The 23,189-nt window shown below is 65.4% G+C and carries 19 protein-coding genes; 10 read left to right on the forward strand and 9 right to left on the reverse strand.

From position 1 onward, the window contains the following. Positions 1-28: 28 nt before the first annotated feature. The 8 genes from ACSQ23_RS00845 to ACSQ23_RS00880 all read right to left on the reverse strand — a co-directional run bounded on the left by ACSQ23_RS00845 (position 29) and on the right by ACSQ23_RS00880 (position 7,886). On the reverse strand, positions 29-1,078 hold the full coding sequence (locus ACSQ23_RS00845; protein ID WP_056002728.1) for a TIM barrel protein: 1,050 nt from the start codon (positions 1,076-1,078) through the stop codon (positions 29-31). Positions 1,079-1,115: 37 nt separating this feature from the next. Continuing rightward, the gene (locus ACSQ23_RS00850) at positions 1,116-2,186 is read right to left on the reverse strand and encodes an ABC transporter ATP-binding protein (protein ID WP_056002731.1); all 1,071 of its coding nucleotides are present in this window, start codon (positions 2,184-2,186) and stop codon (positions 1,116-1,118) included. Between the two features lie 9 nt (positions 2,187-2,195). Next, the gene (locus ACSQ23_RS00855) at positions 2,196-3,359 is read right to left on the reverse strand and encodes an ABC transporter ATP-binding protein (protein WP_082533563.1); all 1,164 of its coding nucleotides are present in this window, start codon (positions 3,357-3,359) and stop codon (positions 2,196-2,198) included. Beyond that, positions 3,352-3,642 carry a hypothetical protein gene (locus tag ACSQ23_RS00860; RefSeq protein ID WP_156384756.1) on the reverse strand — a complete coding sequence of 97 codons (291 nt, stop codon included), beginning with the start codon at positions 3,640-3,642 and terminating at the stop codon, positions 3,352-3,354. The genes ACSQ23_RS00855 and ACSQ23_RS00860 overlap by 8 nt, the downstream gene beginning before the upstream one ends. After that, positions 3,639-4,598, reverse strand: coding sequence for a carbohydrate ABC transporter permease (locus ACSQ23_RS00865; RefSeq protein ID WP_055887932.1), 960 nt, complete (start codon positions 4,596-4,598; stop codon positions 3,639-3,641). Before ACSQ23_RS00865 ends, ACSQ23_RS00860 begins: the two co-directional genes overlap by 4 nt. Position 4,599: 1 nt before the next feature. Continuing rightward, positions 4,600-5,490: a carbohydrate ABC transporter permease gene (locus ACSQ23_RS00870; RefSeq protein WP_055888021.1), complete on the reverse strand. Its 891-nt coding sequence runs from the start codon at positions 5,488-5,490 to the stop codon at positions 4,600-4,602. Between the two features lie 81 nt (positions 5,491-5,571). Then, positions 5,572-6,885: an ABC transporter substrate-binding protein gene (locus ACSQ23_RS00875; protein ID WP_436089405.1), complete on the reverse strand. Its 1,314-nt coding sequence runs from the start codon at positions 6,883-6,885 to the stop codon at positions 5,572-5,574. A gap of 368 nt (positions 6,886-7,253) precedes the next feature. After that, a complete protein-coding gene (locus ACSQ23_RS00880; RefSeq protein ID WP_055887937.1) occupies positions 7,254-7,886 on the reverse strand; it encodes a TetR/AcrR family transcriptional regulator in 633 nt (210 codons plus the stop codon). 111 nt (positions 7,887-7,997) lie between these two features. Here ACSQ23_RS00880 and ACSQ23_RS00885 point away from each other — a divergent pair, with 111 nt between their 5' ends. The 5 genes from ACSQ23_RS00885 (at position 7,998) to ppk2 (ending at position 13,404) form a co-directional block, all read left to right on the forward strand. Continuing rightward, positions 7,998-9,185: a Tm-1-like ATP-binding domain-containing protein gene (locus tag ACSQ23_RS00885; protein ID WP_436089406.1), complete on the forward strand. Its 1,188-nt coding sequence runs from the start codon at positions 7,998-8,000 to the stop codon at positions 9,183-9,185. Positions 9,186-9,204: 19 nt separating this feature from the next. Further along, on the forward strand, positions 9,205-10,041 hold the full coding sequence (locus tag ACSQ23_RS00890; RefSeq protein WP_436089407.1) for a phosphoenolpyruvate hydrolase family protein: 837 nt from the start codon (positions 9,205-9,207) through the stop codon (positions 10,039-10,041). Positions 10,042-10,136: 95 nt separating this feature from the next. After that, on the forward strand, positions 10,137-10,547 hold the full coding sequence (locus tag ACSQ23_RS00895; protein ID WP_056002740.1) for a cupin domain-containing protein: 411 nt from the start codon (positions 10,137-10,139) through the stop codon (positions 10,545-10,547). A gap of 79 nt (positions 10,548-10,626) precedes the next feature. Then, positions 10,627-12,390, forward strand: a complete 1,764-nt coding sequence (locus tag ACSQ23_RS00900; protein ID WP_055887951.1) for an adenylate/guanylate cyclase domain-containing protein — start codon at positions 10,627-10,629, stop codon at positions 12,388-12,390. 90 nt (positions 12,391-12,480) lie between these two features. Beyond that, positions 12,481-13,404: a polyphosphate kinase 2 gene (gene ppk2, locus ACSQ23_RS00905; protein ID WP_056003213.1), complete on the forward strand. Its 924-nt coding sequence runs from the start codon at positions 12,481-12,483 to the stop codon at positions 13,402-13,404. Positions 13,405-13,521: 117 nt separating this feature from the next. On the opposite strand, the gene ACSQ23_RS00910 is transcribed toward ppk2, so the two are convergent. Next, on the reverse strand, positions 13,522-13,743 hold the full coding sequence (locus ACSQ23_RS00910) for a hypothetical protein (RefSeq protein ID WP_436089408.1): 222 nt from the start codon (positions 13,741-13,743) through the stop codon (positions 13,522-13,524). Between the two features lie 228 nt (positions 13,744-13,971). Here ACSQ23_RS00910 and sthA point away from each other — a divergent pair, with 228 nt between their 5' ends. From sthA to hrpB, 5 genes are all read left to right on the forward strand, one after another. Continuing rightward, entirely contained in the window at positions 13,972-15,372 is a 1,401-nt protein-coding gene (gene sthA, locus ACSQ23_RS00915; RefSeq protein ID WP_436089409.1) for a Si-specific NAD(P)(+) transhydrogenase, read from the forward strand. A 422-nt stretch (positions 15,373-15,794) separates the two neighbouring features. After that, entirely contained in the window at positions 15,795-17,039 is a 1,245-nt protein-coding gene (locus ACSQ23_RS00920; RefSeq protein WP_055887956.1) for an aminopeptidase, read from the forward strand. Positions 17,040-17,187: 148 nt separating this feature from the next. Continuing rightward, on the forward strand, positions 17,188-19,683 hold the full coding sequence (locus tag ACSQ23_RS00925) for a putative bifunctional diguanylate cyclase/phosphodiesterase (RefSeq protein WP_436089410.1): 2,496 nt from the start codon (positions 17,188-17,190) through the stop codon (positions 19,681-19,683). 72 nt (positions 19,684-19,755) lie between these two features. After that, complete coding sequence (locus ACSQ23_RS00930; protein WP_055887964.1) at positions 19,756-20,640, forward strand: PAS domain-containing protein; 885 nt, start codon at positions 19,756-19,758, stop codon at positions 20,638-20,640. 76 nt (positions 20,641-20,716) lie between these two features. Beyond that, entirely contained in the window at positions 20,717-23,161 is a 2,445-nt protein-coding gene (gene hrpB, locus ACSQ23_RS00935) for an ATP-dependent helicase HrpB (protein ID WP_436089411.1), read from the forward strand. The last annotated feature ends 28 nt before the right edge of the window (positions 23,162-23,189 follow it).

The following is a 23,189-nucleotide window of genomic DNA, read 5'->3' on the forward strand; positions in this document are numbered from 1 at the left end:
AAAGTGCAACGCCTCTTCCCCATGACGCCTATTCCCGCCAGCCGTGGGCTTCGCGGACTTTGAGCATGGCGCCGAGGACCTTGTTCCAGGTTTCCTGCTGCTCCATGACGGCGTTGGGGAACATGCAGCCGTCCCAGCAGATGTGACGCATTTTCCTGGTCAGCTCGCCCTTGTCGTCGCGCAGCCAGTAGCCGGCGTGCTTCACCACATCGAGCCGGCCATTGGGGTCGTCGATCTGGCAGTGGCGCCCGGTCTTTTCGTGGTCGCCGGAACCGAAAGTGGTGCCGTCATTCTGGGCGACGTGGAAATCCAGCGTCCAGGGGCGGAGTGCGTCGGCGACCTTATGATAGGCGGCATCGAGCGCCGCCTTGTCGCTCCACTCGAAATCCTTGGGCAGGATACGGTCTTTCTCGGCATTGGCGCCGAGGACGAACAGCATCGAGTGCGCCATGTCGGCCTGGTAGCCAACGACGCCGGGCATGTTGACCAGCTCGAGCAGCTTTACGTTCTCACGCCAGGAATGCATGCCGCCCCAGCAGATCTCGCCTTCGGCGACGATGTACTCGCCATAGTGCTGGGCGATGCGGCCGGCCTCGCGGAAGGTATCGGCGATCTTCCTGGTGTTCCCCGTGGGGTCGGTGTCCCAGGCCTCGACGCCGGTGGAGCTGTCGATGCGGACGCCGCCGGTAGGGCGGATGCCGAGCTCGCGCATCTGCTGGCCGATGCGACAGGCCTTCTCGACCTGGGTGAGGAAGCGCTTGACCTCATCGGCGTCGCCCATGGCGGAGCCGCCACCGGCGCCACCCCAGATTGGGGCAACGAAGCTACCGACCTTGAGGCCGAAGCTCGCGATGTGGTCGGCCATGCGTTTCACATCGTCCTTCGAGCTATCGATGGAAATGTGGGGATCGGCGAGCCACAGATCGACGCCGTCAAACTTCTGGCCATCGACCTCGGCATTGGCCGTGAGCTGCAGCAGCGTATCGAGGGAGATAATCGGCTCGGCGCCGGGAGCGCCCTTGCCGACCACGCCGGGCCAGGTGGCGTTGTGGAGCTTCGGGTAGTTGTTGGATGCCATGGTCCCCCTCCCCTGGGGTCTAAAGTCTCAAAACAAATCAGGCCGCCTGCCCCCTGAGGTTCAGGCCGGTTTTGGCGTCGAACAGCATCACCTTGTCGGGGTTCCAGCTGAAGCGCACGGCTTCCTCGACCTTGACCTCGACACGGGCCGGGACGGCAGCGCGCATCAGGTTTTCGCCGACGCGCAAGGTGACGATCTTTTCGATGCCATGGTTTTCGACGTCGTGGATGCGCGCCTCGTTCGGGGCGCCGGCGGTGACCTCGACGTCTTCCGGCCGGATGCCGAAGGTCACCGGCCCCTCAACCGCGGCGCTGCGGGTGATCGGCATCTCAAAAGCCTGGGCGACGCTTGCCACGTCACCGGCAAGGCTGCCGGGCAACAGGTTGATGGCGGGCGAGCCGACGAAGCTCGCAACGAACGTGTCGCGCGGGTTGGTGTAGACGTCGCGTGGCGTACCGACCTGGACGATCCTGCCCTTGTTGAGCACTGCGATGCGGTCGCCCATGGTCATCGCCTCGACCTGGTCGTGGGTGACGAAGATGAACGTGGCGCCGAGCCGCATCTGCAGGTCCTTGAGCTCGGAGCGCAGGGCCTCGCGCAGCTTGGCGTCGAGCGCCGAGAGCGGCTCGTCCATCAGGAAGACCTTGGGTTCGCGCACGATGGCGCGGCCGATGGAGACGCGCTGCATTTCACCGCCACTCAGACGGTCCGTCTTACGATCGAGCAGGTGCGTGATACGCAGCGTCTTCGAGGCATAGTCGATGCGCTTGTCGATGTCGGGCTGGCTCATCTTGCGCACGTTCGAGCGCAGCGGGAAGGCCAGGTTTTCGCGTACGGAGAGACGCGGATAGAGCGAGTATTGCTGCAGGACGAGGGCGACGTCGCGCTCGGCGGGGCCCCAGGCATCGACGTTCTCGTCGTCGATGTAGATGCTGCCGGCACTGGGCTTCTCGAGCCCGGCGATCATGCGCAGGGTCGTGGTCTTGCCGGCGCCGGTGGGGCCGAGCAGGACGAAGAATTCACCATCGGCCACATCGATGCTGAGGTCCGAGACGGCAGTATGCACGCCGAACCGCTTGGAGACTTTGTCGAGACGGATACGGGCCATGTCGGTCGCCTAGAGCTCCACGTTTTGTCGGGTGATCGGCGTAGGAACGTCTCGCGACCTTTCCTCGTCACGCGCCAGCCGGATGTCGAGCGAGGCGCCCGATTTGGTATCGAAGAAATGCGCCTGCGACGGGTCGATCCGAGCCCAGACCTGGGTGCCGGCCTTGGTCACGAAGCCCGACGCGGTGCGGGCACGCAGGGTTTTTTCGCCGAGCTTGAGATCGACGATGTCGAAGCTGCCGAAGGGCTGGATGATGTGAGCCTCAGCCGGCTGGTAACCCGCCCTGCTGTCGTGGCTGAGCAGCACACCCTCGGGGCGCACGCCGAGTGAGAGATCGGTGCCGGCCTTTTTCTGCTGCAGCATGCCGAGCAGCTCGCGCGGCAACTCGAAGCTGGCGCTGTCGAGAGCGATCCGGGCGGTGCCATCGGCCTCGCTGATCCTGGTGGCGGAAATGTTCATGATGGGTGAGCCGATGAACTGCGCCACGAACAGATTGGCCGGATACAGATAGACCTCGGTCGGGGTGCCGACCTGCTGCAGGACGCCCTCATTCATCACGACGATGCGGTCGGCGAGCGACATGGCCTCGACCTGGTCGTGGGTCACGTAGATGGATGTGGAGCCGTTCTCGAAATGCAGGCGCTTGAGTTCGACACGCATGGTCTCGCGCAGCTTGGCATCGAGCGAACCGATCGGCTCGTCGAGCAGCAAGGCCTTGGGCCGGCGCACCAGGGCGCGGCCGATGGCGACGCGCTGCATGTCGCCGCCCGACAGCGACGAAGGACGTGCATTGAGCATGTGGCCGATGCCTAGAGACTTGCCAACCGAGCGCACGGTTCGATCGACCTCGTCCTTGCTGGTGCCGACGGCGCGCAGCGGGAAAGCGAGGTTCTCATAGACGGTGAAATGCGGATAGAGCGCATAGTTCTGGAACACGAAGGCGATGTCGCGATCAGCGGCGCTGAGGTTCTGGATCGGCTTGCCGTCGAGCAGGATATCGCCCGAGTCGATTTCCTCAAGCCCGGCGATGGCGCGCAGCGTCGTGGTCTTGCCGCAGCCTGAGGGACCAAGGAAGACGACGAACTCGCGATCCTTGACGGTGAGGTTGACATCGCGAATGACGTGAACCGGTCCGAAATGCTTGTCGATATGGCGAAGTTCAATCTCAGCCATGTGGGTGCCCCTTGACCGCGGCCGAGATGGAGACCGGGCCCGTATCGTCCGCGTCAGGCTCGGGACCGTCCGGGGGCGGGATATGTACGGCGACGTTGAAGCCGATGAGGCCGATCAGCATGACGAGGACGGAGTACTGGTGGAGGAATTCGACCCAGGGCTGGCACAGGAACAGTATCCCCAGCAGCATGAAGGCCATCGAACCGGGTTCAAGGATACGGGCGTTGAAGCGTCGAAACGCCTGCTTCTTGTCGCGCTCAGCCTTGGTTTCTTCAGGCGTCATTTGCGGATCGCTCCGAAGCTCATGCCGCGCAGCAAGTGGTTGCGCAGGAGGAAGGTGAAGATCGCGACCGGGATCAGGAACAGCACCGTACCGGCAGCGATGACGGTCCAGTCCTGCAGACCCGTGCCGATCTGGCTGGGAATGAAGGGAGGCGCCGTCTGCGCCCGGCGATTGGTGAGGATGAGCGCGAAAGCGTACTCGTTCCAGGCCGTGATGAAACAGAATACTGCGGTGGCAGCGATGCCCGTGGCGGCCTCGGGCAGGACGATCTTGAAGAAAGCCTGCATGCGCGTGTAGCCGTCGACCAGAGCAGCCTCTTCATACTCCTTGGGGATCTCGTCCATGAACCCCTTCATCAGCCAAACCGCAAACGACACGTTGAACGCGGTATAGAGAATGATCAGTCCGACATGGGTGTCGTTGAGACCGACCGCTCGATACATCAGGAACATCGGGATAGCGACCACGATGGGTGGCAGCATGCGCGTCGAGAGGATGAAGAACAGGAGGTCGGCCTCGCCCTTCACCCGGAAGCGCGAGAAGCCATAGGCGGTGATCGTGCCCATCGACACCGCAAGGATGGTCGAGGTTATGGCGATGATCAGCGAGTTGATGAATCGATCCGGATAGGCGGAAAAGACGACGTCGCCCTTACCGTCGCGGGCGAGACGTTCGCCGCCGTCGAGAACCAGCCGCTCCCACCAGGGCGCCGCCTCATAGACCTCGGGTGCGACGGGCGCGGTCAATTGGGCCCGCTTGGTGAAGAGCTTCACGAAAGGCGTGATCTGGGGCTCGAAGAGCACCGAGGGCGGCACCGACGTGGCCTGCACGAGCGGCTTGAACGCCGTCGTCGTGATCCAGTAGATCGGGGACAGGAAGATCAGCGTGACGACGATCACGACAGCGATCGCAATGCGGTTGCCCAGTCGTCCGGAGCGCGTTGAAACGACAGCCATTCTAGCGCTCCTTGGCCTTGTTGAGGTACTTCACGTAGATGTTGGTAATGCACAGCACCATGATCAGCACGATGTAGGCGAGCGCCGAGGCCGGCCCCGTCTGCCACTGCGCGAACGCCATCTTGTAGAGGCGCGACGAGATCAGTTCCGCCTGCGGCTGGCCGGTCATCACGAAGGCGATGTCGAAGGTCTTGAACGCCTCCATGGTGCGGAAGATGACGGCGATGAGCAGGATCGGCGCGACCAGTGGGAGCGTGACCCGAAAGAAGGTGTAGAGCTTGCTGGCGCGGTCGATCGAGGCGGCTTCGTACAGATGCTTGGGCACCGCGCTGAGACCAGCGAGCGAGAGCAGCATGACGAAGGGCGACCACATCCAGATATCGGTGATGGCGACAGCGTAAAGCGCAAGGTTCGCGTCGGTGAGCCAGGCGGTTTTGCCCAGGCCCAGCGCGTAGTTCAGAATACCCCAGGACGGATCGTAAATGAGCTTCCAGAACAGCCCCACCACGACCGGCGAGAGCATCATGGGCAAGAGCAGCAGAGTGGTCAGCAGCCCCTTGCCGGGGATCGGCCGATTGAGCAGCAGCGCCAGCCCGAAGCCGACGACGAACTGGCCGCTCACCGAGACGATGACATACCAGAGCGTAGTGGCGAAGCTCCGCCAGATCACCGGATCGGCCAGGATGTCGGCGTAGTTCTGGAGGCCGACGAAATTGGCGGCGTCTTTACTCGATGCACGGAAATCGGTGAACGAGAAGCCCAGCGAATAGAGCAGCGGGAAGACGTTGAAAATGATGAGGAACGCGACCGTCGGGATGACGAAAAGGTTCCTGATGGTGATGTCGCTCCAGCCACGCGTAGCCGCTCGCGAAGTCGGGCTGAGCGTCGTCATCATGGTCGTCAATGCATGATCCCCCGATTAGAAATTGGCCCGGAGAGGAGGTTCTCCCCTCCCCGGGTCGCAGTCGTTGGGTTACTCGGCAGGGTAGCCGGCAGCCTTGAGGCTTTCGACCCAGGTCGCGGCGAGCTTGTCGAGCGCCTCCTGAGCGGTGCCATTGCCGTTCACGACATAGTCGTAGAAGCCCTGCTGGCCCTCGTCGAGCAGCTCGGCGTATTCGGGCAGTGCCCAGAAGTCACGAACCTTGAACATGGTCTCGAAGAACGCCTTGTTGTACGGCGTCGCGTTCTGGAACTCGTCCGACTCGAGGATGGCCGCAGCAGCGGTATAACCGCCCAGTTCGGCCCACTTCTTCTGGGTCTCGTCCTTGACCAGCCACTCGAGGAACTTCATCGCCTCGTCCTTGTTCTGGCTGTAGGAGACCAGCGAAATCCCCTGGCCGCCCAGAGCGGCGAAGTCGTCACCACGCGGGCCGGGCGGGTTCGCAAAGAAACCCATATTCTTGGCCTGCGGATTGGTCGCCTCATTGAGCAGCGACGGGAAGAACGCGAAGAAGTTCATCCCCATCGCTACTTGGCCCTGCGCGATTGCCGTGTTCACTTCGGCAAAGAAGGCGTTGCCCCAGCCCGGAGGGCCGTAGGTATAGAGCTTCTTGTAGTCCTCGAGGCCCTCGGCCGACTCCTTCGAGTTCAGCAGACCTGTGACCTTGTAGTTGGCGTAGTCACCGAGCGATCCGCCATACGAGAAGATGAATGTCTCGGCACCCATGGTGATGGCGTCGCCCGGGACCTGCGTATAGACGGCAGCGCCGTAGCGATTTTCGGCCGGACGGTGGAAGAACTCGGCGATATCGACGAGTTGCTTGAGGTCCTTCGGCACGCCGAGATCGTAGCCGTACTTGGCTTTGAAGTTCGCCATCTCGGTCGGATCTTCGAACCAATCCTTGCGATAGGCCCAGCCAACGGCGTCGCCTTCGAGCGGCACCGACCAGTAGGTGCCCGAGCCACCCGGGTACTCCGAGTAGAACTGCATGGTGGCCGGAGCCATTGTGGTGGTGAGGTTGTGAGTTTTGACGAACTCGGTGAGGTCGACATAGTGGCCGCCGGTCGAGCCGGCACCCAGCCACTGGCTGTCGCCAACGACGAGGTCATAGGCGGAACCCTGGGCGTTGAATTCGGTGAACGCCTTGGTCTGGAAATCGGGCCACGGCACAGTCTCGACGGTGACGGTGACGCCGGTCTCTGCCTGGTAGGCATTGACCAGTTCCTGCAGGTAGTTGGCCGGATCCCATTCGGCCCAGAGTATCGTCAGTTCCTGCGCGAGCACAGACGTGCTCGACACAAGCATCAGGCCCAAACCGGCCAGCATGCCCTTGGTAGCAGTGCGCATTATGGTCCTCCCTCTAGCGCTTCCGACGGCCGGCAGATGCGGCACCAGCCGAAGCCCCTCCTCCTTGCCGGGGGCCTTCACAGCAGCGAACCGGCCAAAAGCTCTCCCAAGCTTCGGCGGCCGGTCGTTCTCTCGCGACGTGCGGGAAACAATGTCCCTCATCGCCGGGACCAGCAGCAGCGGCCTCTCCCAAGGCCTCCCGCGGTCACCGGCTGCGGCGCCCCTCAGCGCCCGTCGCACTTGATCCTCCTCCTTGATCGACGTGCGTCAGAACTACAAATTCAACGTTTTGCCAGCCTCGTCAAGCTAACATGCTAGCATTTATGCAAGTCGAGGCCCAGTTTAGGAAAATAGTTTCCCATGCCGGATCAGGCGGCGGACTCCGCGACCGCGGCACGAACTAGCGCGGCGGCCGCCCAGGTCGCGACCTCGGTAGTTTCTTCGAACTCAAGCCCCCACAAGTCTTTGAGAACAATAAGAACTTCCAGACCGTAGACCAATGACAGCGCCTTTGCGAGTCGTTGGAACTTGGCCTCGGGCAATTTATTCTTGAGTGGCGCTATCGCCATTTGCAACAGCTCGACGCGATGGCCGCGCTTGAAGGGCGGCTCGGCCCCAAGGGTGCCGGCACGACGCTGCGCCCACTGCTCGAGCGACAGCTTGAGCGCCGCCTTGAAGGTCGCCTCGAATTCCGCAACCCGCGGCATGGTGAGCGCCAGGAGGTCGAGGACGCGGGTCTCGGGATCGTCGCTGGCACTCTGCCAGTTGAGGATCGGCCCCAGCCCCTCATCGACTACGGCGTGGACCAAAGCCGCCTGGCTGGGGAAGTAGCGATAGGCCGTGGCGCGCGACACCTCTGCGGCTTCGGCGACATCGCTGACCGAGGGCGTCTGGCCCTGCTGCATCAGCGCGATGGCGGTTTCGAGCATGAGCTTACGGGTGCGCGCCCTGGCGCCTTTCGGCTCGGAAACCTGCTGCTCGTCGGGCTGTGAGACGTCCATATCGAAATGATACGCACATCTCAAAATGCTTTGCAATGGCGGCGGGCCTCTGCCATGACATGGCGGCGAGAACACCGGCGGGGTCACCCGAACGGTGTCGGGAGGGGTGCGATGAAGCGCATCTATGTGGTCGGCACCGCCGACACCAAAGGCGAGGAACTGGCCTTCCTCGCCGAGAAAATCCGAGCGCTCGGCGCCGATCCGCTGGTGGTCGATGTGGGAATCCGCGCGCCGACCATTCCACCGGAAGTCGGGGCAGCGGAGGTGGCGAAGTTCGGACCACCCGGGCTGCTCGAGGGCACCGACCGCGGTGTTGCCGTGGCCGGCATGGCAGCGGCCTTCGCGCAATTTGTCATAACACGTGATGACATCGCTGGCATGGTCGGGATCGGCGGTGGCGGCGGCACCTCGATCGTCACAGCAGGGATGCGGAAACTGCCGATTGGCCTGCCTAAAGTGATGGTCTCCACCCTCGCCTCGGGCGATGTCGGGCCCTATGTCGGGGTCAGCGATATCGTGATGATGCCGTCGGTGACCGACCTCGCCGGGCTCAACCGGATATCGCGTGTTATCCTCTCCAATGCGGCGCTCGCCGTGGTGGCGATGAGCGCCAACCCGACGATGGTGGAGCCGGCGACCAAGCTGGCGGTCGGGCTCACCATGTTCGGGGTGACGACGCCGGCGGTCACCCAGATCGTCGAACTGTTGACCGGGGCCGTTGAACCCTTGGTCTTCCATGCCACCGGTACCGGCGGCAAGACCATGGAAATGCTGGTCGATTCCGGCCTGGTCGGCGCCTTGATCGACGTCACGACAACCGAGGTCTGCGACTACCTGCTCGGCGGCGTGCTGCCGGCTGGGCCGGAACGGCTCGACTGCCTGTCGCGGCGGCCGGTGCCTTATGTCGGCTCGGTCGGAGCCTGCGACATGGTCAACTTCTGGGCGCCCGAGACCGTGCCGCCGCATTATGCCGACCGCCTGTTCTACGCGCACAATGCCAATGTGACGCTGATGCGCACCAGCGCCGACGAGTGCCGGGCGATCGGGGAATGGATCGGCGGCAAGCTCAACGCCGCAGTCGGGCCGGTGCGCTTCCTCTTGCCGCTACGGGGCGTTTCGGCGCTCGATATCGAGGGCGGTGCGTTCCGCGACGCCGAGGCCGATGCCGAGCTGTTCGAGGCCATCGAGCGGACGGTGCAGTGGACTGGCGACCGGCAGCTGATCCGGCTCGACTGCCACATCAACGACCCTAGTTTTGCCGAGGCCGCGATGCGCGCCTTTCACGAAATCACGTCATAATAACCTCTTGGGAGACAGCATGGCTGCCATCGCGCGCGCCGAAATCCTCAGAAAATTCCACGACATGGTGGCCCGCGGGCAGCCGATCGTGGGCGGCGGGGCCGGCACCGGCATTTCGGCCAAGGCCGAAGAAGCCGGCGGCATCGACCTGATCATCATCTACAATTCGGGGCGCTATCGCATGGCCGGGCGCGGCTCGGCCGCAGGGCTGCTGGCCTATGGCAACGCCAACGAGATCGTCAAGGACATGGCGCGCGAGGTGCTGCCGGTGGTGAAGCGCACCCCGGTGCTGGCGGGGGTGAACGGCACCGATCCGTTCGTCCTGATGCCGCAGTTCCTCGCCGAGCTCAAAGCCATGGGGTTCTCGGGGGTGCAGAACTTTCCCACCATCGGGCTGTTCGACGGGGTGATGCGGGTCAGCTTCGAGGAGACCGGCATGGGTTATGGGCTCGAGGTCGAGATGATCGCCGAGGCGCACAAGCTGGACCTCCTCACCACGCCTTATGTGTTCAACCCCGACGAAGCGGTGGCGATGACCAGGGCCGGCGCCGACATCATCGTCGCGCATATGGGGGTGACGACCGGCGGCGCCATCGGCGCGACGGCGGCGAAATCGCTCGAGCAGTGTGCGAACGAGATCGAAGCGATCGCGGCGGCAGCGCGCCGGGTAAGGGATAACGTCATCGTCCTCTGCCATGGCGGGCCGATCTCGATGCCTGACGACGCGAAGTTCATCCTCGACCGGGTGAAGGGGTGCCACGGCTTTTACGGGGCGAGCTCGATGGAGCGGCTGCCGGTGGAAGTGGCGATCAAGCGCCAGGTTGAGGGGTTCAAGGGGTTGCGGACGGGGGCTTAGTCGACCGTTCGAGCGCGAGGCGCAGTCGTCTCCCTCCCCCGTTGCGGGGAGGGATCAAGGGTGGGGGGTGCGGAGCCCCGATGTGGAGAAAAACAATGGCCGAGAACAATTTTGTCTACCCGCGTGATGTCAGCGCGTTCGGGTTCGACTGGGGACAGCTGGCGCTGACGGTGGCGCCGGAGGTGAATGGGGCGAAGCGGTTTTCCGGCGGGGTGGTGGATCTGCCGCCGGGCCAGGGGCACAGCCGGCACAACCATCCGGGGGCCGAAGAGATCATTTTCGTGATCTCGGGCGAGGGCGAGCAGATGGTCGAGACGCCCGAAGGCGTGCCGGTGGTACAGAAGGTCGGACCGGGCTGCACGGTGTTCGTGCCGGAGGACCGATTCCACTCGACGCTCAATACCGGGACCGGCCCGATGCAGCTGTTCGTGGTCTATTCGCCGGCCGGACCGGAGCTGGCCTTACGTGATCTGCCGGATTTTCGGCTCATCTCGAAAGCAGAGTGAGCTTACGTTTCCACTTCCAAGTAACAACTCCACGCTTTACCCTGAGACAGGGCGCGGTGACTCCGCCTAGGAAGCGGAAATGGAACATGTTTTGTCGCGCCGCCTGGCGGCGGTGTTGTGTGCGGACGTAGCGGGATACAGCGCCCTGATTGGCGCTGACGAATCCGGCACCGTCGCTGCGCTGAAGGGACACCAGACTGCCGTGCTCCAGCTGCTGCAGCGGCATGGCGGGCGGGTGGTCGACCTTGCCGGCGACGGCATCGTCGCCGAGTTCTCCAGCACAGTCTCAGCCGTTGAAGCCGCCGTCGCCATGCAGGCGCTGATGGCCGAGCGCAATGCCGACGTGCCGGCCAACAAGCGGCTGATCTTCCGCGTCGGCGTCAACCAGGGCGATGTGGTGCACGATGATTCCCACATCTATGGCGACGGTATCAATGTCGCGGCCCGGCTGCAGCAGATCGGCGAGCCCGGCGGTGTCTATGTTTCGGGCAAGGTGTTCGAGGAAGTCCGCGACCGGATGAAGACCGGTTTCCGCGACCTCGGCGAGCGCGAGCTGAAGAACATCGCCCGGCCGGTGCGGGTGTTCGAGGTGGTGACCGGGGTCGGCCGAAGTACCAGGTCGCCGGAGTTCGGTCCAGTAACGCCGCGGCGGCCCACGGTCGCCGTGCTGCCGTTCGACAATATGGGCGGCGACAGCGAACAGGAGTATTTCGCCGACGGGGTGGTCGAGGACATCATCACCGCGCTGAGCCGGTTCCGCGATTTCGCGGTAGTCGCCCGCAATTCGAGCTTCGTCTACAAGGGCCGCGCCGTCGACGTGCGGCAGGTGGGGCGCGAATTGGGGGTGCGCTACGTGCTCGAGGGCAGCGTGCGGCGAGCCCGCGACCGGCTGCGCATCACGGCGCAGCTGGTGGACGCAATGACCGGCGCCCACCTCTGGGCTGACAAGTTCGACGGCAAGCTCGACGACGTGTTCGAGTTCCAGGATCAGATCACCCTCAAGGTCGCCTCGGTGGCTGAGCCGACGATCCGCTGGGCCGAGATCGAGCGCTCGCGGCGGGAGCGGCCGGACAGTGTCGAGGCCTATGACCTCTATCTGCGCGCCCTGCCGATGCACCTGTCGCAGACCCGCGACGCCAATGCCGAGGCGATCGCCCTGCTGCTCAAAGCCATCGAGCTCGAGCCGAACAACCCGACCTTCCTCGTCTATGCGGGCAACGCCATGCTGCACCGCTCGACCATGGGCTGGCCGGCAATCGGCACCGACGACACGGCGCATGGCATCGAGCTGGTGGAACGGGCGCTGGCCAATGCGCGCGACGACGCGGTGGCACTGTCGCTCAGCTCGATGATGCTGATCCATAACCTGCGCGATTACGACCGCGGGCTGATGCTGACGCAGCGGGCGGTGGAGGCCAACCCCAACAACCTGACGGTGATGATCTTTGCCGGGATCACGCACCTGCATATCGGCAATGTCGATGATGCGATCGCCTTCAGCGAACACGCGATCCGGCTCAGCCCCAGCCTCGATGGGGCGCATTGGCCACTGACGGCGATCTCGCACGCGCAGATGATCAAGGAGAACTACGAGGAGGCGCTGGTCTGGGCCAAGCGTTCGGTTTCGGCCAACCCGAGCTTCGTGTGCACCTACTGGATGCTGGTCGCCGCCAATGCGCATCTGGGACGGATGGACGAAGCCAAGCGCCACCTCCTGACGCTGCGTCGGCTGTCGCCGGGCGTCACCATCGCCCAGGTCTGGGCGGCGCAGCCGCAGAAGGATGCCTCGCGGACCAAAGCGATCCTCGATGGGCTACGGCTTGCCGGCGTCGCCGAGCAATAATCGCTTCGCACCAGGACGGCCCGACATACGGTCACAATAGGTTCATATGGAACGGGCACCCCTCCCCCCGAGCTATCCATGGGTGCACCGATGAACGATCACGAAGCCAAGACCCCGGCCGAACTCGAGCGGATCAAGCAGGCGATCGCCGACGATTTCGACGAAGAGCTGGAAATGCAGATGGAAGACGACCGGCTCGATGAGCTGGTCGCCGAGGGGATGTCCGGCCCGGCCGATGATACGATCGACCGCAAGGTGTATTTCCGCGAGCTGTTCCGGCTGCAGCACGAGCTGGTGAAGCTGCAGGATTGGGTGGCCTACAAGAAGCTCAAGATGGTGGTGCTGTTCGAAGGCCGCGACTCGGCCGGCAAGGGCGGCGCCATCAAGCGGGTGACGCAACGGCTCAACCCGCGCGTGGCGCGGGTGGTGGCGCTGCCGGCGCCGACCGAGCGCGAGCGGCACCAGTGGTATTTCCAGCGCTACGTGCCGCATCTGCCGACGGCAGGCGAAATGGTGCTGTTCGACCGCTCCTGGTACAACCGTGCCGGCGTCGAGCGAGTGATGGGGTTCTGCACGCCGGACGAGCTCGAAGAGTTCTTCCGCACCGTGCCGGAGTTCGAGCGCATGCTGGTTCGCTCGGGCATCATCCTCGTCAAATACTGGTTCTCGATCACCGACGAGGAGCAGGAATTCCGCTTCAAAATGCGGCTGCACGATCCGCTGAAGCAGTGGAAACTCAGCCCCATGGACCTCGAAAGCCGGGTGCACTGGGAAGAGTACACCAAGGCCAAGGAAGAGATGTTCGACCGCACCCACACCGAGGAAGCGCCCTGGTGGGTGGTACAGGCGGTGGACAAGAAGCGGGCGCGGCTCAACTGCATTGCGCATCTCTTGAGCCAGGTGAACTACGAGGACGTGCCCAAGCAGGACGTGCAGCTGCCCGACCGGGTGCGGCACGCCGACTACGTGCGCCACGCGGTGAAACCGGAGCTCTATGTGCCGGAGGCTTACTGAGCGAGGCTACCCCGCGCCCTAACCCTTCCGTGAGGTCGCAAGAATATCGCCTACACCCCTTTGAGCTGAGATGCCCCGCTTCATTGTGGGGCAGAGGCCAATCGCTTGACGTGGCTGCTAGCTCATCTCTTTGCCATACGCCGCGTAGAATGCGGCCGCGAGGGTCTCGAACCTGACACTCTGATAGGTTTCCGGCAGGTGATAGGTGATTTTGCCCGGATGCCACTGAATCTTGAGTAGCTTGCGGTCGAGAGTCAGATAGGCGATCGGCGGGAACAGAAATTCCCTGCCGATGCCGATGACGTCGAAGTTCGGCTCCCGGATGAATTCCGGTTCCATCGAAACCTCCATTCACGTTGCCTGCGTCCAGGGTCAATTGGCGGGCATCCCGTCATTCGGGATGCTCAAATCGAACCGACAGTTTGCTTATGATCGTACAGTCTCCCCCGCGCCACAATCTCGGACCTCGTATTGAGGGCAGAAAGCGCGGTGCATTCCCGCCATGCAGCCTTTGCCATGTGAGCTTCATCTGCCGCGTGCAACAGTCAGTCTCGGGGGACAGCACACATGGACACTTTCGATCTGATCGTCATCGGCTCGGGTCCGGCCGGGCGGCGGGCGGCTATTCAGGCGGCCAAGCTCGGCAAGGCGGTGCTGGTGGTGGAGAACCGGCTGCGGGTCGGCGTGGTGTCGGTGCACACCGGCACGATCCCGTCGAAGACGCTGCGTGAAACGGTGCTCAACCTCTCGGGCTGGCGCGAGCGCGGCTTTTACGGGCTCGCCTACCGGGTGAAGAAGGAAATCGAGGGCAAGGATCTCGGGGCGCGGCTGCGGATGACGCTCGACCACGAGATCGACGTGCTGGAGCACCAGTTTGCCCGCAACGGGGTGCGGACGGTGGCCGGGCGGGCCCGCTTCGTCAGCCCGCAGCGGATCGCCATCAAGAACGGCAGCGAGGGCGAAAGCGAATACGAAGCCGAGCGTTTCGTCATCGCGGTCGGCACGGCGCCGTACCGGCCCAAGCACATCCCGTTCAACCAGGCCAACGTGTTCGACAGCGACGACGTGGCGTCGGACCCCAAGGTGCCCAGGAGCCTGACGGTGGTGGGCGCCGGGGTGATCGGCATCGAGTATGCGACGATCTTTTCGGCGCTCGACGTGCCGGTGACGCTGGTAGAACCGCGCGAGAATTTCCTCGAGTTCATCGACCGCGAGATCATCGACGAGTTCGTGCACGAGCTGAGGAAGCGCGGCATGCAGTTGCGCCTTGGTGTGAAGGTGGAAAAGGTCGAGGTCGACGCCGCCGGCTTTGCCGTGAGCTCGCTGAGCGACGGGCGGCAGATCCGCACCGAGGCGCTGCTCTACTGCGCCGGCCGGGTCGGCGCGACGGCGGCGCTGGAGCTCGAGGCCTGCGGGCTGACCGCCGACGAGCGTGGACGGCTGACCGTGGACCCGCGGACCTTCCAGACCGCGGTGCCGCACATCTATGCGGCAGGCGATGTGATCGGCTTTCCCTCGCTCGCCTCCACCTCGATGGAACAGGGGCGGATCGCCGCCTGCCATGCGTTCGGCGCGCCGATGCCCCCTGCCCCCGAATATTTCCCCTACGGCATCTACGCGGTGCCGGAGATCTCGACGGTCGGGCTGACCGAGCAGCAGCTCAAGGCCAAGGGCGTCCCCTATGAGTGCGGCGTAGCGCGGTTCCGCGAGACCTCGCGCGGGCACATCATGGGGCTGCAATCGGGGATGATGAAGCTGCTATTCTCGCTCGACGATCGCAAGCTCATGGGCTGCCACATCATCGGCGAAGGGGCGACCGAGCTGGTGCATATCGGCCAAGCGGTGCTGAACCTGGGCGGTACGGTCGACTATTTTGTCGAGAACACCTTCAACTACCCGACCCTCGCCGAAGCCTACAAGATCGCGGCGCTCGATGCGTTCAACCGGATGCCGGGGCGAGCGCACTAACGTGCAGTGTGCTTGGCGCCCCTCACCCTGGCCCTCTCCCCAGGGGGGCGAGGGGACGCACTTTGCACCGGCAGTGCCACATCGCCCCCTCGCCCCTTTGGGGAGAGGGTGGCGGATGAGGCCGAAGGCCTCACCGCGGGGTGAGGGGTAGCCAAGCGCTCGATTCCCAAAATGTCGAATCCCCCAAGGCCGGCTCGACCATCCCTGTGACAAGCACAGGAGATGGACATGGACTGGACGCGTATGGGCATGCAGTGGCCCGAAGACGAGGCCGTCGAGCGGCTGGCGGCCCAACGGGCCTGGGCATTGGGCATCGGGACCAGGATCGAGCGCGGCGATGACGAGTTACGGCATCTGGCCGCCTTGAAGCAGGCTGAAGCGAGGGGTAAGGGTCGTGCCTCAATTTTCGCGAAGGTTTTCCAATGGCTCAGGGCAACACCCCTATCGATCCGGTCAAACTCGACAAGCTCGCGGAAGTCGCGATCAAGGTGGGGCTCCAGCTGCAGCCCGGGCAGGACCTGGTCCTGACGGCGCCCATGGCGGCGTTGCCACTGGTGCGCAAGATCACCGAGCACGCCTACAAGGCCGGCGCCGGCATCGTGCAGCCGATCTTTTCGGACGAGGAGATCACCCTCAACCGCTATCGGCACGCCGCGGACGCGAGCTTCGACAAGGCACCGGGCTGGCTGTTCGAGGGCATGGCCAAGGCGTTCGACGGCAATGCGGCGCGGCTCGCCATTTCGGGCGACAACCCGATGATGCTGGCGGGCGAAGATCCGGCCAAGGTAGCGCGCGCCAACCGCGCGACCTCGATGGCCTATAAGCCGGCGCTGGAGAAGATCACTGGCTTCGACATCAACTGGAACATCGTCTCCTACCCCAATGCCAGCTGGGCCCGGCTGGTCTTCCCCAACGATCCCGAAGAGGTGGCGGTGAAGAAGCTCGCCGACGCGATCTTTGCGGCGAGCCGGGTCGATGTCGAGGATCCGATCGGCGCCTGGAAGGCGCATAATGCCAAGCTTAAGGAGCGCTGGACCTGGCTCAACGGCCAGCAGTTCGCCTCGCTGCACTATGTCGGCCCGGGCACCGACCTCACGATTGGCCTTGCAGATGAGCACCGCTGGAAGGGCGGCGCGTCGGAGGCCAAGAACGGCATCACCTGCAACCCGAACATCCCCACAGAGGAAGTGTTCACCACCCCGCACAGCCAGCGCGTCGAGGGCTATGTCCGCTCGACCAAGCCGCTCAGCCATAACGGTACGCTGATCGCCGATATCGAGGTGAAGTTCGAGGGTGGGCGGATCGTCGAAGCCAAGGCTTCGAAGGGCGAGGCCGTGCTGCAGAAGGTGCTCGACACCGACGAGGGCTCGCGCCGGCTGGGCGAAGTGGCGCTGGTACCGCACTCGTCGCCGATTTCGAAGAGCGGCGTGCTGTTCTACAATACGCTGTTCGATGAAAATGCCGCGAGCCACATCGCGCTCGGCCAGTGCTACGCCGACTGCTTCATCAACGGCACCAAGATGAGCCAGGACGAGATCGCCAAGCGCGGCGGCAACAAGAGCCTGATCCACATCGACTGGATGATCGGTTCGGACAAGATCGATATCGACGGCCTCAAGGCCGACGGCTCGAAGGTGCCGGTGATGCGCAAGGGCGAGTGGGCCTGATCGAGAGGGATCGCTGGTCCGCGTTCAGCGAACCTTAACCACCGGCGCAGTTGTCATCACGGCGGCGAGCATTCGCCGCCGTCTCACACATGCGATTAATGTTTTGGCGCGTTCGGCTGCGTAGCATCCTCGTGAGGCTGAGGATCGCATGCGCAACACAGGCACCGTGTCGAGGGGCACACCGCCGGCTGAGGCTGCCGCAGAGACGCTGCGGCAGATCGGCAGCGCGACCGGCATTTCTGTGTGGACCTGGCACGCGCTGACCGACCGGGTCTACCATTCGGCCACCACCATTCGCGGCGAAGCGCTCGACCAGGGCGTACCGCTCGCGGCGACACTGGCAAAGCTGCATGCCTCGGATCGGGCGCGCGTCCGCCGCCGGATGCATGCAGCAGTGCGCAGCGGGAAATCCGGCGCCTTCCGTTTCCGCAGCCTGCCGGTCGGCGGGACGGCCCGCGAATACAGCGCGGCGCACTATCCGCTCGGGCCGAACGAAGTGCAGGTGATCGTGCAGGACGTGACCCGCACGACGCTGGCCGAGCGGGCGCTGCGCGAGAGCGAAGACCATTACCGCACCGCCGTCGACCTCAACCCGGAAGTGATGTGGCTCGCCGACCCCGAGGGCAACATCATCGAGTTCGGGCCGCGCTGGCTCGAGATGGTCGACCTCAACACCGAAGAGACGCTGGGCCAGGGCTGGGCGAGCGTCGTGCACCCCGACGACCTCGAACCGACCATTGCCGACTGGACCCGATCGCTCGAAAGCGGCGAGCCGCTCGACATCACCTATCGCATCCGGCTGAAGAGCGGCGTCTATCGCTGGATGCGGGCGCGGGCGGCGGCGCGCCGCGACAAGCTCGGACAGATCGTCCGCTGGTACGGCACGCTCGAGGATATCCATGACCGCCGGGTGGCGGAGGCGGCGCTGCGCGAAAGCGAGGAGTTCGCTCGCTCGATCCTCGAGGCGAGCACGATGGCGATCGAGGTGCTGGATGGTGCGGGCCGACTGATCTTCATGAACGGTCCCGGCGTCCGCATCATGGAGGTCGATGACTTCGAGGCGATCCGGGGGGTGCCGTTCGAGCAGTTCTGGCCTGAGGACCAGCGCGCGACGATCCGCGCGGCGATCGCTGCAGCACAGCAGGGCGAGACGGTGCGCCACACGCTGTTCGGGCCGACAGCCAAGGGCAAGGCGCGCTGGTGGGACCTCAGCGTGTCGCCGATCCTGGGCGCCGGTGGCGAGGTGGCGCGGCTCCTGGCGCTGTCGCGCGATGTGACCGAAGCCAAGCAGAATGAGGCCGAGGTGGTGGCCGGGGCGAAGCGGCTCGAATATCTGGCGCGGCACGACACGCTGACGGGCCTGCCCAACCGCATGCAGTTCCAGGAGGGAATGGATGCAGCGCTGCTGACGCTGAGGGCCGGCGGGACGCTGGCGGTGCTGTCGATCGACCTTGACGACTTCAAGCTGGTGAATGATACGCTGGGGCATCTGGCCGGCGACGTGCTGCTGCGCGAGGTGGCCGGGCGGCTCAACCGCTGCGCCGGCAAGCGCGACCTGGTGGCACGGCTCGGTGGCGACGAGTTCGCGCTGCTGATGCCGGTGGAGCGCCCCGAGGATGCGGCGATCACGGCCCAGGCCATCCTCGCGGCGCTGGCCATCCCATTCGAGATCGACGGTGAAACGGTGAGCATCGGCGCCAGTATCGGCATTGCCGTCGCGCCGCGCGACGGGCTCAGCACCGAGAGCCTCCTGCAATTTGCCGACGTGGCGCTCTACCGGGTGAAGAGCGACAAGGGGCGCGATTTCCGCTTCTTCGAGCCGGCCATGGATCAGGCGCTGCGTGAGCGGCGCGAAATGAAGCGCGACCTGTCGCTGGCGCTGGGCCGGGGCGAGCTGCGGGTGGTGTACCAGCCGCAGATCGATATCGGCAGCAACCGGCTGGTCGGCTTCGAGGCGCTGCTGCGCTGGGAGTGTGCGGCGCATGGCGTGGTGTCGCCAATGGTGTTCATTCCGCTGGCCGAGGAAAGCGGACTGATCGATGCGATCGGCGCCTTCGTGTTGCGCGAGGCCTGTGCCGAGGCGACGCATTGGCCTGAGGCGCTGTCGCTGGCGGTGAACCTGTCGCCGGCACAGTTCCGCAACCGCGCCGTGGTGCGCACCGTCACCGATGCGCTGGCGGAGACCGGCTTTGCGCCGGGGCGGCTGGAACTCGAGATCACCGAGTCGGTGCTGTTCGACGAGAGCGCCGAGGCGCTGGCCTCGCTCGAGGAACTGCACCGGATGGGCATCAGGGTAGCGCTCGACGATTTCGGCACCGGCTATTCGTCGCTGAGCTATCTCAGGCGCTTCGCCTTCGACAAGATCAAGATCGACCGCAGCTTCGTCGCCGATCTGCCGCGGGCAGAGGACTCGGCGGCGATCGTCCGTGCCATTATCGGGCTCGGCCGCTCGCTGAAGACGCGGGTGACGGCCGAAGGCGTCGAGAGCTGGGAGCAGTTGCTGATGCTCAGGGCCGAAGGCTGCAACGAGGCGCAGGGCTACCTGTTCAGCCCGCCGCTGCCGCAGGCCGAAGCGCGGGCGCTGGCAAAGGCTGGGCTTGTCGCCTCACGCTCGGCGAGCGAACGCCGGCAACGCCACGGCTGATACACACCAATACTTAACCGGGCTGCGGCTAGCGTTCCCGCCAGCTCCCTTCCTGCCCCGTCACGGACCCCGATGTTCGACAAGCAGTTGATCGCCACGCCGTCGGAATCACTGGCCCAGGTGGAGCCGACTCCGGCGCTCACCGATGCCGACCGCGCCCTGCAGCTCTACGAGCTGCATGAGGGCTATGGGCAGTGGAAGGTGATCTTTCCTGGCACCGTGGTGCTGTCGGCGCGCGTAGCGGAAATCTATGGCCTTGGGCCGGATAGCCCGGTGCCGCTGCAGGATCTGGTGAAGCTCTATGTCGCCGAGGATCGCGGCAAGCTGCTGACGCTGATCGCGCAGGCGCTGCAGGACCGGCGCGGCTTCCGCTGCCGGTTGCGGATCGAGCGACGCGACGGCGGCGTGCGGATGATCGAGTCGATCGCCGATCTCAGGGTGCGCGACGGACGGGTGATCGAACTGTTCGGCGCCAGCCGCGACGTGACCGCGGAGATGGAGCGCGAGCTGCAGGTGCAGGGTCGGCTGAAGCTGGTACAGGACCTCGTCGGCGACATGCCGGCGCCGATCGCGGTGCTGGACGATAAGCTCCGGGTGCTCGACTGCTCGCTCTACTGGCTCAAGGCGCACCGTTTCGTCGAGCGGCGCGAGGTGATCGGCAAGACCATCGGCCAGCTGTTTCCCGAGACGCCGCCTGAGCAGATCGCCGAGTACGAGGCGGCGCTGAGGGGGCAGACGGTGAAGACGCGCCGAAGTTTCGCCAGCCCGACCAGCGGCGCGGCGACCCAGTTCGCGACAGTGCTGACGCCCTGGTATGTGGCCGACCGCAAGGTGGGCGGCATAACGGTGGTTGTCGGCTGGTCGGAAATCGCCACCACCAAACGCGCGGCGCCCGCGGCAGCGCCGGTCGAGGATTTCGACGGCTCGCTGCTCGACATGCTGAAGAACGTCAGCTGAGGCGAGGCGCCTCGGCCGCGCGCGCCTGGACCGAGGGCGCCTTGCATCCACGTCGCTTTTCTCCGATTGAAGCGGCATGAGTTTGCCGCCCCCCCCGATCGATGAGGCCCTTCCCCGGCTGCTGGCCGCGCTGGCGGCCGGCCCCTATGCCGTGCTGGTGGCCCCGCCGGGCGCGGGCAAGACGACGCGCGTACCACTGGCGCTGCTCGAGGCGGCGTGGCGTGGCGATGGCAAGATCGTCATGCTGGAGCCGCGGCGGCTGGCGGCGCGGGCAGCGGCGCGGCGGATGGCGCAAACGCTCGACGACGAGGTCGGCGGGGTGGTCGGCTATCGCGTCAGGCTCGATGCCAAGGTCAGCAGGCGGACGCGCATCGAAGTGGTGACCGAGGGGGTGTTCACCCGGATGATCCTCGACGATCCGGAGCTCACCGGCATCGCCGCGGTGCTGTTCGACGAATTCCATGAGCGCAGCCTCGATGCCGATCTCGGCCTCGCGCTGGCGCTCGATGCAGCGGCGCTGCGCGATGACCTGCGCGTATTGGTGATGTCGGCGACGATCGACGGGGCGCGGGTGGCGGAGCTGCTCGACGGGGCGCCGGTGGTGGTCTCCGAAGGGCGGGCGTTTCCGGTGGAGACGATCTGGCGCGACCGCGATCCGCTGATGAAGCTCGAGGACCAGGTGACCAGCGTGGTGCTCGAGGCGCTGCGCGATCAGCCGGGCTCGGCACTGGTGTTCCTGCCGGGGCAGGCGGAGATCGGACGGGTGGCGGAGCGGCTGGCGGGGCGCGTCCCCGCTGATGTCGATATTGCGCCGCTCTATGGGCAACTGACGCCGGAGGAGCAGGATCGCGCCGTGCAGTCGGCCCGGTCCGGGCGGCGCAAGGTGGTGCTGGCGACCTCGATCGCCGAGACCTCGCTGACCATCGAGGGGGTGCGGATCGTCGTCGACAGTGGCCTCAGGCGCGCTCCTGCCTACGAGCCGGCGACCGGCCTGTCGGTGCTTGAAACGCGAAAAGTATCGCGGGCCTCGGCCGACCAGCGGCGCGGACGCGCCGGGCGTGTCGAGCCGGGGGTGTGCTACCGGCTGTGGGGCGAAGGCCAGAACGCGGCGCTGCTGGCGTTCGACGCGCCGGAGATGCTGGAGGCGGACCTTTCGGGACTGGCGCTCGATCTCGCCGGCTGGGGGGTGAGCGATCCAACCCAGCTCAAATTCCTCGATCCACCGCCGGGACCGGCATGGAGCGAGGCGACAAGCCTGCTCAAGGGGCTCGAGGCGCTGGACGACAGCGGGCGCATCACCGTCGAGGGCAAGGCGCTGGCGCGGCTGCCACTGCACCCACGGCTGGGGCACATGATCCACCGCGCGGCGGAAGAGGATGATGCGCTGACGGCAGCGCAACTGGCAGTGCTGCTCGGCGAGCGTGGGCTCGGCGGTGACGGCCCTGACTTGACGCACCGGCTCGAACGCTTCGGGCGCGAGCGCGGCAAGCGGGCCGATGAGGCGCATGGGCTGGCGCGGCGCTGGGCCGGAATGGTCGGCAACACGGGTTCGGGCGGCGAGGTTGGACGCCACCTGGCCCGAGCCTATCCGGACCGGGTGGCGCAGCAGGCCGGCGCCCGCGGACGATTCCGGCTGGCCAATGGACGGCAGGCGAGCCTCGAGGAAAGCGATGGGCTGGCGAATGCGCCCTACCTGGTGGTGAGCGATATCACCGGCGCGGCGGCGACCGGGCGGATCCGGGCGGCGGCGGCAGTCGAGCGGGCGACGATCGAGGAATTGTTCGCCGGCGAGATTGTCGACGAGGTGGCGATGGCCTTCGACCGCGGCTCGCGCAGTGTGCGGGCGCGGCGGTTGCGGCGGCTCGGCGCATTGCGGCTCGACGAGGCGCCGGTGGCGATAACCGATCTACAGCAGGCAGCGGCGGCGCTGGCGGAGGGCATCGCCGGGCTCGGGGTTGGCGTGCTGCCATGGAGCAAAGAGCAGCAGGCGCTGCGGGCGCGGGCGAGCTACCTCCGCGCGACGCTGGGCGAGGCGTGGCCGGATCTCTCCGATACGGGCCTCGCGGCCGACATGGCCTGGCTGGTGCCGGCCGTCACCGGCAAGACGGCGCTGAGCGAGATCGGAGCGGACGACCTGGGCGGAGCGCTCGAGGGGCTGTTGCCCTGGGCGCGGCGGCAGGAGATCGAGCGGCTGCTGCCCTCGCATTTCGACGCGCCCTCGGGCTCGCACCTGCCGATCGACTATGGCGCAGAGAACGGGCCGGCGCTGGAGGTGCGGGTACAGGAACTGTTCGGTCTCGACCGGCACCCGAGCGTCGCCGGGGGCAAGGTGCCGCTGCTGCTGGTGCTGCTCTCGCCGGCGCACCGGCCGATCCAGACGACACGCGACCTGCCCGGCTTCTGGCGCGGCAGCTGGAAGGATGTGGCCAAGGACCTGAAGGGCCGCTACCCGCGGCACTATTGGCCGGAGAACCCACTGGAGGCGGCGGCTACGGCACGGGCCAAGCCGCGGGGGACGTGAGCCCTTCCAGAAGCCGGTGGCTGTGGAC

The sequence above is a fragment of the Devosia sp. LjRoot16 genome (assembly GCF_964252795.1).
Lineage (GTDB): Bacteria > Pseudomonadota > Alphaproteobacteria > Rhizobiales > Devosiaceae > Devosia_A.